Annotated in this window: 7 protein-coding genes and 2 pseudogenes; 4 read left to right on the top strand and 5 right to left on the bottom strand. The window is 63.5% G+C overall.

Annotation, left to right across the window (positions count from 1 at the left end; translation table 11 throughout):
- Positions 1-635: 635 nt before the first annotated feature.
- From K288_RS0124615 to K288_RS0124605, 3 genes and pseudogenes are all read right to left on the bottom strand, one after another.
- Positions 636-1,253, bottom strand: a complete 618-nt coding sequence (locus K288_RS0124615) for a flavin reductase family protein (protein WP_027581961.1) — start codon at positions 1,251-1,253, stop codon at positions 636-638.
- A gap of 105 nt (positions 1,254-1,358) precedes the next feature.
- Positions 1,359-2,632 (bottom strand): annotated as a pseudogene (locus tag K288_RS46430) (acyl-CoA dehydrogenase family protein).
- Positions 2,633-2,766: 134 nt separating this feature from the next.
- Complete coding sequence (locus K288_RS0124605) at positions 2,767-3,546, bottom strand: SDR family oxidoreductase (RefSeq protein ID WP_027581960.1); 780 nt, start codon at positions 3,544-3,546, stop codon at positions 2,767-2,769.
- 182 nt (positions 3,547-3,728) lie between these two features.
- Between K288_RS0124605 and K288_RS46425 the strand changes: the two are divergent.
- The 3 genes and pseudogenes from K288_RS46425 (at position 3,729) to K288_RS0124590 (ending at position 5,871) form a co-directional block, all read left to right on the top strand.
- A pseudogene (locus K288_RS46425) lies at positions 3,729-4,509 on the top strand (enoyl-CoA hydratase/isomerase).
- On the top strand, positions 4,506-5,492 hold the full coding sequence (locus K288_RS0124595) for a phosphotransferase family protein (protein WP_027581959.1): 987 nt from the start codon (positions 4,506-4,508) through the stop codon (positions 5,490-5,492). Before K288_RS46425 ends, K288_RS0124595 begins: the two are co-directional and overlap by 4 nt.
- Position 5,493: 1 nt before the next feature.
- Entirely contained in the window at positions 5,494-5,871 is a 378-nt protein-coding gene (locus K288_RS0124590; RefSeq protein WP_027581958.1) for a DUF6285 domain-containing protein, read from the top strand.
- Positions 5,872-6,060: 189 nt separating this feature from the next.
- Here K288_RS0124590 and K288_RS0124585 read toward each other — a convergent pair whose 3' ends face one another.
- Positions 6,061-6,840, bottom strand: a complete 780-nt coding sequence (locus K288_RS0124585) for an enoyl-CoA hydratase-related protein (protein WP_027581957.1) — start codon at positions 6,838-6,840, stop codon at positions 6,061-6,063.
- 218 nt (positions 6,841-7,058) lie between these two features.
- On the opposite strand from K288_RS0124585, the gene K288_RS0124580 reads away from it, so the two are divergent.
- Positions 7,059-8,333, top strand: a complete 1,275-nt coding sequence (locus K288_RS0124580) for an acyl-CoA dehydrogenase family protein (RefSeq protein ID WP_027581956.1) — start codon at positions 7,059-7,061, stop codon at positions 8,331-8,333.
- 152 nt (positions 8,334-8,485) lie between these two features.
- On the opposite strand, the gene K288_RS0124575 is transcribed toward K288_RS0124580, so the two are convergent.
- Positions 8,486-9,361: an SDR family oxidoreductase gene (locus K288_RS0124575; RefSeq protein ID WP_027581955.1), complete on the bottom strand. Its 876-nt coding sequence runs from the start codon at positions 9,359-9,361 to the stop codon at positions 8,486-8,488.
- Between the last annotated feature and the right edge of the window lie 59 nt (positions 9,362-9,420).

Below are 9,420 nucleotides of genomic sequence, written 5' to 3'. Positions count from 1 at the left end.
ATGCATGAACCAGGCCGGCGAACGAGGGCGTCATGCAACGACGCCCCCCTTTTTCCAGGCGACGATCGCCAAATCGTCCCAGTCCAACCTCCATCGACATAAGACCTCCCTCCACAAGACCGCCTCTCATCAGGGAATCAGTCTTCGCCGATCTTCGCAACAAAGATGTGTGCATTAGATAGCCGGTCACCGGGGAGAGCACGAAGTAAGCCGTAACACCATCGCGCAGGGAAAGCCGGAATGCTTCGGTTGAACCTGTGGTCCTACCCCCGTGCTTTTTGTTGCACGGGACCCGCGGGTGCAACCAGCACCCGGCTTTCCCTGCGCCCTCTGTTCAATGAGAGGGTGAAACGAAACGCAAAGCTCGGGCACATCGCGCCGCGAGAATGCGGACTCGCATCCGCTGTTTGAATCAGACGTAGGATGGGTAGAGCGCAGCGAAACCCATCATTCGCACCGCTTGCTCCATCGCGATGGGTTTCGCTTCGCTCTACCCATCCTACAGACCCGCTGTTTGAAATTTGAATCAGACTTGCGACGACGCCGTAGGGCGGGCAAAGCGCAGCGTGGCCACCATCGCGAGCAGAGCGTCAGACGGTAGGCACGACCGCGGCGCGCCTGCCGACCCCACGGATCTACGGTTGCTTCGCGCCCTCGGCGGTCGGAAACACCACCCGGTCATCGGTGCGGCAATAGCGGTCGGCGAACATGCGGCCGACCGGGTGGTAGCGGTCCATGTGCACGCGCATGGCCTCGCGGTCCCACAGCTCGTCGCGGATATAGAAGTGGATGCCTTCACCCATGATCAGCCGGCGGTCGCCGTTGACGTCGATGATCTTCCAGGTCTTGCATTCCATCGCCCAAGGCGCGTCAGCAAGGCGCGGCACCGCTACGCTGGTCGATGGCGCAAGCTTGAGGCCGAGATAATCGGGCTCGCCGATCTCGGGCGGGAAGTCACCGCTGGTCTCGTGCATCGCGTGCGCCAGCGGTTCGTCGGTCATGTTGACCACGAACTCGCCGGTGCGCTCGATGTTCACAAGCGTGTCCTTCACCCCGCCATCCGGCCGCAGGTTGACCGCGAACATGCAGAGCGGCGGGTCCTCGCAGAACACGTTGAAGAAGCTGAACGGCGCCGCATTGACGACACCGGTTGGGCCTGTGCTCGTCACCCAGGCGATCGGCCGCGGCAGCACGAACGATGCCAGTACCTTGTAGCGTTCGCGCGGCTTCAGATCGCTGGCAGCGTATTCCATGGTGGCTCCTGTAGGGTGAGCAAAGCGAAGCGTGCCCACCATTCTGTACTCGCTCGTGAAGGTGGGCACGCTTCGCTTTGCCCACCCTACGGATCGTCGCGCCCGTTACGGCATGCTAAGTTCGTGCCGGCCGACCACCATCCAGTGCACCTCGTCCGGACCATCGGCGAAGCGGAGGTGGCGGACGTCCTGGTACATTTCGGCGAGCGGGGTCCATTGCGAGATGCCGGTGGCGCCGTGCATCTGGATCGCCTGGTCGATGATCTTGCAGGCGCGCTCGGGGATCATGGCCTTGACCATGGAGACCCAGACGCGCGCTTCCTTGTTGCCGAGCACGTCCATCGCCTTCGCCGCCTTCAGCACCATCAGCCGCATCGCCTCGATCTCGCAGCGCGCCTGCGCGATGATCTGCAGGTTGCCGCCGAGATGGGCGATCTTCTTGCCGAAGGCCTCACGGGTCAGGCCGCGCTGCACCATCATGTCGAGCGCCTTCTCCGCCTTGCCGATGGTACGCATGCAATGGTGGATGCGTCCGGGCCCGAGGCGCACTTGCGAGATTTCAAAGCCGCGGCCTTCGCCGAGCAGCATGTTCTCCTTCGGTACCCGGACATTGTTGAAGCGCAGATGCATGTGCCCGCGCGGGGCATGATCCTGTCCGAACACGTGCATGGGGCCGAGGATCTCGACGCCGGGCGTGTCCTTTGGGACCAGGATCTGCGACTGCTGCTTGCTCGGCGGCGCGTCGGGATTGGTCTTCACCATCACGATCATGATCTTGCAGCGGGGATCGCCGAGGCCGGAGATGTAATATTTCTCGCCATTGATCACCCACTCGTCGCCGACGAGCTTCGCCGTCGTGGAGATGTTCTTGGCGTCCGACGAGGCGACGTTGGGCTCGGTCATGGCATAGGCCGAACGGATTTCGCCGTTCAGGAGCGGCTTCAGCCACTTCTCCTTCTGCTCCTTGGTGCCGACACGCTCCAGCACTTCCATATTGCCGGTGTCGGGCGCCGAGCAGTTCATGGTCTCGGACGCCAGCGGGCTCTTGCCGAGCTCGGCGGCGATATAGGCGTAGTCGAGATTGTTCAGGCCTTCGCCGGTCTCGGCGTCGGGCAGGAAGAAATTCCAGAGGCCTTCCTCCTTGGCCTTCTTCTTGGCCTTCTCTAAGACCTCGATCTGGCCGTCAGTGAAGCTCCAGCGGTCCTTCTTGTTCTCGCCGTGCCGATAGAATTCGACCGACATCGGCTCGACGGTTTCCCGGATGAATTTCTTCACATGCTCATAGAGCGGACGGACCTGATCCGACATGCGGAGGTCGTTGAGCTCGTCGCCCGGATTGAGCGTGGGTTGGTGGTCCGGGGTATGTAGGCGTGTTTCATGTCTTCCTCCCATCGGCGAGATCGTTGCGGGCAACCATAGACGCGGCGCTTTCAAAGTGCGAGCGCGCTTTTTTCATGGGTGCCTGCGGAGCGCCGCGCAACATCATTGCCGCATGACGGAATTCGAACAACGTTTAAAACGCCGTGTAGCCGCCGTCGATCACGAAACAATCAGTCGTGTGGTACGACGACGCATTGCTCATCAGATAGACCGCGATGCCGCCGAAGTCGGAGGGCTCGCCCAAGCGGCGGACGGGGATGCGCGGCATCACGTTCGCGACGAATTTTTCGTTGCCCATGATGCCGGCCGTCATGTCGCTCTTGATCCAGCCGGGCAGGATCGCGTTCGCGGTGACGCCATGGCGGGCCAGCTCGACGCCGAGCGCGCGGACCAGCGCGTTGATGGCGGCCTTGGTGCCGGCGTAGTGCTCGTTGCGCGCGGTGCCGAACAGCGACGCCAGGCTCGAGGTGGCGACGAGGCGGCCGAAGCGATCGCCGGCCTCGGCGCGCTCGGTCATGTGGCGGGCGGCGGCCTGGAATACATGGAACACGCCGTCGAGATTGGTTGCGAACATGGTTCGCCATTCCTCCTCGGTGCGGTCGATGAAGGCACGCCGTCCGCCGCCGCCGATTCCGGCGTTGGCAAAGCAGCCGTCGACGCGGCCGAACGTGTCAAGCGTCGCCTTCATCGCGGCCTGCACCGAAGCGGCACTGCTGACGTCGCAGATGCGGGTGTCGACCTTGCCGGGACCCGCCGCCATCGTTGCCGCAGCCACCTTGTTCTTCTCGGCGTTGCGGCCCCAGATCGAGACGTTGCAGCCGGCGGCATTGAGCGCCTGCGCGATGCCAAGCCCGATCCCGCCGTTGCCACCGGTGATGACCGCAACGCGGCCCGAGAGGTCGAAGATGCTCATGGTATATTTCCTTGGGGTGTTTCCTGGGGTGTTTCCATTTGGCCTGACGCACGTTAATCGTGCATTCGAAAGCGAGGCGTTCTTGCGCCACCATGGACAAGCCCGCCTCAAAAATCAAATATGGGCCCCAAGATTTGGCCTACCGCGCTACCAACGGCGCGGGTGCAACCCACGAGGAAACAATGCAATTTAAACATGTCACGCTCGATTTCGATGGACCGGTCGCGGTCCTCAAGCTCGACCATCAGGAGGTCATGAACGCGGTGTCGATCGACATGCTCGGCGGTCTTGCCGAGGCGCTCGATGCGATCGAGGACAAGCGGGACGAGGCGCGCTGCCTTGTGATCACTGGTGCCGGCCGCGCGTTCTGCACCGGCGCCAATCTGCAGGGACGCAACAACCAGACGCCGGGCAGGCGCAACGCTGGAGACCGCGTTCCATCCGTTCCTGCGGCGGCTGCGCAATCTGCATTGTCCGATCGTCACCGCGGTCAATGGTCCGGCGGCGGGCGCCGGCATGAGCTTCGCGCTGATGGGCGACATGATCCTGTGCGCGCGCTCGGCCTATTTCCTGCAGGCGTTCCGCCGCATCGGCCTGGTGCCGGATTGCGGCTCGACCTGGCTCTTGCCGCGGCTGGTCGGCAAGGCGCGCGCGATCGAATTGTCGCTGATGGGCGAGCGGCTGCCGGCCGAGAAGGCGCTGGAATGGGGCCTCATCAATCGTCTCTACGATGACGGCGCGCTGATGGAAGAGGCGATGAAGCTCGCGCATGAGCTTGCCAACGGCCCGACGGTCGCGCTGTCGCTGATCCGCAAGCTTTATTGGGACAGCCCGGAGAATTCGTTCGAGGATCAGCTCGACCTCGAATTCCAGTCCCAGCGTCTTGCCGGCACCACCGAGGATTTCAAGGAAGGCGTCACCGCGTTCCTCGAGAAGCGCCCGGCGAAGTTCAAGGGCAAATGATCGAGGCCGAACTCGCGCGCTGCGTTGCGTCCTTCCATCCGGGCGCGACCGGCATCATCGGCGCCGCGAAGCTCTCCGGCGGCGCCAGCCAGGAAACCTGGACCTTCGACATCGTGCATCCGGACGGCAATGTCGGCGCCATCCTGCGTCGCGCGCCGCCGGGCTTCGGTGCGGCGCCGTCGCGCGCGGCCGGGCTCGATGCGGAGGCGATTTTGATGCAGCTTGCCCATGACGCCGGCCTGCCATCGCCGCGCGTGCTGCATGTGCTGAAGCCGGAGGAGGGGCTAGGCGCCGGCTTCATCATGGCGCGCATCGAAGGCGAGACCATCGCGCGGAAAATCCTGCGCGACGAACAGTTCGCCAAGGCGCGGCCGCTGCTGGCGCGCCAGCTCGGCAAGGTCGCTGCCGGCATCCACGGCTTGCCGGCGGCGAAACTGCCGAAGCTGCGGCAGATGACGGCGACCAGGGAGATCGGCGATCTCGAGCGGGAATATCGCGGTTTCGACTGGCCACGCCCGGTGTTCGAACTGGCGCTGCGCTGGTTGCGCGATCACGATCCCGGTCCGTCGGACGAGGTGACGCTGGTGCACGGCGATTTCCGCCATGGCAACCTCATCATCGGTCCCGATGGCGTGCGCGCGGTGCTGGACTGGGAGCTCGCGCATTTCGGCGATCCGATGGAGGATCTCGGCTGGATCTGCGTCAACTCCTGGCGGTTCGGCGAGATCGACAAGCCCGTCGGTGGTTTCGGCTCGCGCGAAGAACTGTTCGCTGGCTATGAGGAAGCCGGGCGCAAGGTCGATCCTGTCAGAGTGATGTTCTGGGAAGTGATGGGCACGCTGCGCTGGGGCGTGATGTGCTGCGGCATGATGCAGCGCTTCCGCTCCGGCCCCGACCACTCGATGGAGCGCGCGATGATCGGCCGCCGTGCGTCGGAGACTGAGATCGATCTGCTCAGGCTATTGGCACCACGAGGGCGTTGAGATGCAGGATGAACCGACACCAACGGAACTGATCAAGGCGGTCGCAGACTTCCTGCGCAACGAGATCACGCCCGCGATCAAGGGCCATAACGCCTTCAAGTTGCGCGTCGGCATCAACGCGCTCGACCTGGTGACGCGGCAGCTCACACTGACCCAAGCGGCCGACGCCGCGGAGGCCGCGCGGCTGAAGCAGTTGCTCGGCACCGACGGTTCATTGATCGAATTGAACCGCGCGCTCTCGGAGAAGATCGCAAAAGGCGAGGTCGATCTGCAGACACCCGGGCTGGCGGATCATCTCTGGCAGACGACGTTGGACAAGCTCGCCGTCGATCAGCCGAACTATGCCTCGTACAAGCGCGAGCTGGACCAGAAATCGTAGGATGGGTAGAGCGAAGCGAAACCCATCATTCACGCACCAGGAGGCGTGATGGGTTTCGCTGCGCTCTACCCATCCTACGACATCTCAACCACAATCGTCATTGCGAGGAGCGAAGCGACGAAGCAATCCACGCCTCCACAAGTCGCGAAATGGATTGCTTCGCTCCGCTCGCAATGACAGGGAAGGTCGTTACTTCCCCGCCCACTTCGGCGGGCGCTTCTCGGCAAACGCCTTCGGGCCCTCGATGTAATCCTGCGAGGCCGCCATTGCTTTCACCGCGGGGTACTCGCGCTGCTCGTTGATCGCCTGCTCCAGCGATACGGCGAGCCCGCGCTCGATGGTCTGCTTGGAGGCGCGGATCGACATCGGCGAGTTCTTGCAGATGGTCTCGGCCCAGCGCACGGCCGCGGCCAGCGCTTCGCCCTGCGGCACCACTTCGTTGACGAAGCCGAGCTCGTGTCCTTCCTTGGCGCTGACGTGACGCGCGGTGAGGATCATGCCCATCGCGCGCTTAAGGCCGATCTGCCGCGGCAGGCGGTGCAGGCCGCCAGCCAGCGCGGCGAGGCCGACGCGCGGTTCCGGCAGCGCGAAGGTCGCATTCTCGGCGGCGATGATCAGGTCACAGGCGAGCGCGATCTCGAAGCCGCCGCCCATCGCTACGCCGTTGACGGCGGCGATGATCGGCTTGTCGCAGTCGAACCGCGAGGTCAACCCGCCGAAGCCGCCCTTGTCCCAGCCGCGCTTGCCGCCGGCGGCCTGCCATTTCAAATCGTTGCCGGCGCAGAACGCCTTGTCGCCGGCGCCGGTGACAATCGCGACCCACTGCTCGGGATCGGCGGAGAAATCGTCGAAGATCTTGTTGAGCTCGAAATGCGCGTCGATATGCAGCGCGTTGTACACCTCGGGGCGCGACAGCGTCACGATGGTGATCGGGCCCTTGCGTTCCACTTTCGAGAATTTCAGATCCATGTTCGTTCCCGCTGATTTTCTGTGGCGAAGAATATTGCCGTCATATTAGCGCGCCCCAGCGCCCACGCGCTACCCAATTGCGCCACACCGCTGCGCACATCAGGCGTGATGCGCTTGCTTGACTTGAGCGCCGTCTTCTCACCTTAATCGAGGCGAGCGGCGGCGCGCAGCGCCTAAACGCAAAACGACAAGCAACGACATCTCCGGGAGAGACTGCCTTGGATTTCAACCTGCCGGCCGACCTCGTCGCCTATCTCGCCGAACTCGATTCCTTCGTCGCGCGCGAGATCAAGCCGCTGGAGGAGGCCGACGACAATATCCGCTTCTTCGACCACCGCCGCGAATGGGCGCGCACCGATTTCGAGAACGGCGGCCTGCCGCGGCACGAATGGGAAGCGTTACTCCGAAAAGCGAAGGACCGTGCTGATGCCGCGGGCCATCTGCGCTTCGCGATCCCGAAACGCTATGGCGGCAAGGACGGCTCCAACCTCTGGATGGCGGTGATCCGCGAGCATTTTGCCTCGAAGGGGCTCGGGCTGCACAACGATTTGCAGAACGAGCATTCGATCGTCGGCAATTTCCCAGTCGTCACCATGCTTGGCCGCTACGGCACTGATGAACAGAAGGCGATGATCGACGGCTCGATCACTGGGAAATACCGCATCACCTTCGGCCTCACCGAGCCCGACCACGGCTCCGACGCCACGCATATGGAGACCAAGGCGCAGCCTGCGACCCGCGACAACGTCAAGGGCTGGCTGATCAACGGCGAGAAGATGTGGACCACGGGCATGCATGTCGCGACCCACTGCGCACTGTTTGCGCGCACGTCGGGCAATGACGGCGATGCGCGCGGCATCACCTGCTTCCTGGTGCCGGCGAAATCGGAAGGGGTGAAGGTCGAGGAATATATGTGGACCTTCAACATGCCGACCGATCATCCCCGCGTCAGCTTCACGGATGTGTTCGTGCCTGAGGATGCGTTGTTCGGCGAGGTCGGCCGCGGGCTGTCGCTGGCGCAATGCTTCGTGCATGAAAACCGCATCCGCCAGGCCGCGAGCTCGCTCGGCGCGGCCGTCTATTGCATCAATGAAAGCGTCACCTATGCGCGCGAGCGAAAGCCGTTCGGCAAGGCGCTCGCCGAGAACCAGGCGATCCAGTGGCCTCTGGTTGAGCTTGCCACCCAGGCCGAGATGCTGCGTCTCCTGATCCGCAAGACCGCGTGGGAGATGGACCAACTCACGCAGGCGCAGGTCGAGCACACGCTCTCCGACAAGGTCTCGATGTGCAACTACTGGGCAAACCGCCTGTGCTGCGAGGCCGCCGACCGCGCCATGCAGGTCCACGGCGGCATGGGCTATTCGCGCCACAAACCGTTCGAGCACATCTACCGCCACCACCGCCGCTATCGCATCACCGAAGGCAGCGAGGAGATCCAGAAGCGCAAAGTGGCGGGCTTCCTGTTCGGCTATATGGGCGCGGGGAAGCACTAGCCTCATCGTCGTGCCCGCGAAAGCGGGGAACCTATAACCACAGGGCGGTGTTGTTGGCGCGAGCAAGCGGTTACAGCTTTGCCTGTCACATGCGCCCGTGGTTATGGGTCCCGGGTCAAGCCCGGGACGACAGCGATGTTTGCCGCACGACGTCAGCCCCGGGCCGCGCGATCCTTTTCGTTCTGCGCCTTGATCGACTCGCGCGCGTTGGTCCAGTCGTCGTCGCTCCAGTCGCGGAGCTGATAGAAATTGCCGCCCATCGCGAGCGCCTGCGCGCCGTCCATTGCGATGGTCTCGCCGTTGATCCAGTCGCAGCCGCCGGAGATCAGGAACACGGCGAGGTTCTGCAGTTCCTCCATGGTGCCGACGCGGCCCATCGGGTTCATCGCCTTGGTCCGCGCGCCGGCTTCGTCGCCCGGCTTGATGCGCTTGCTCATGCCTTCGGTCGGGATTTCGCCCGGCGCGATGGTGTTGAGGCGGATGCCGTATTTGCCCCATTCGACCGCGAGCGACATCGTCATGGCGTGGATCGCCGACTTGCTCATCGCCGACGGCACGACATAGGGCGAGCCATTGCGCACCCAGGTGACGGTGATCGACACCACGTTGCCGCGGTGCTTGCCGGCGATCCAGCGCCGCCCGATCGCATGAGTGACATAGAACGTGCCGTGCATCACGATATTGGCGACCGCATCGAAGCCGCGCGGCGAAAGCTCTTCGGAGCGCGAAATGAAGTTGCCGGCGGCATTGTTGATGAGGTCGGTGAGGGGACCGCTGGTGGTCCAGATCGCCTCGATCATTTCGTCGACGGCCAGTGCGTTGCGGATATCGACGCCGTGGCTGACCACCCGCCCGCCATACTCGTCCATCAATTCGGTCGCGGTCTCATCGCACACGATCTTGCGGCGGCCGCAGATATGCACTTCGGCCCCCAACTGCAGGAACCTGGCGGCCATGGATTTGCCGAGGCCGGTGCCGCCCCCGGTCACGAGAATGCGCCGTCCGGCGAGAAGTTGATCTGTGAACATGGTTTCCACCCAAAAGGGGATTGTCAGTTAATTGGTCGATTGACTAAAACCGGCAACGG

It is taken from the genome of Bradyrhizobium sp. Ai1a-2 (assembly GCF_000426245.1).
Taxonomy (GTDB): domain Bacteria; phylum Pseudomonadota; class Alphaproteobacteria; order Rhizobiales; family Xanthobacteraceae; genus Bradyrhizobium.
Note: the sequence above shows the minus strand (reverse complement) of the source record. Positions and strands in the feature narration are given on the sequence as shown.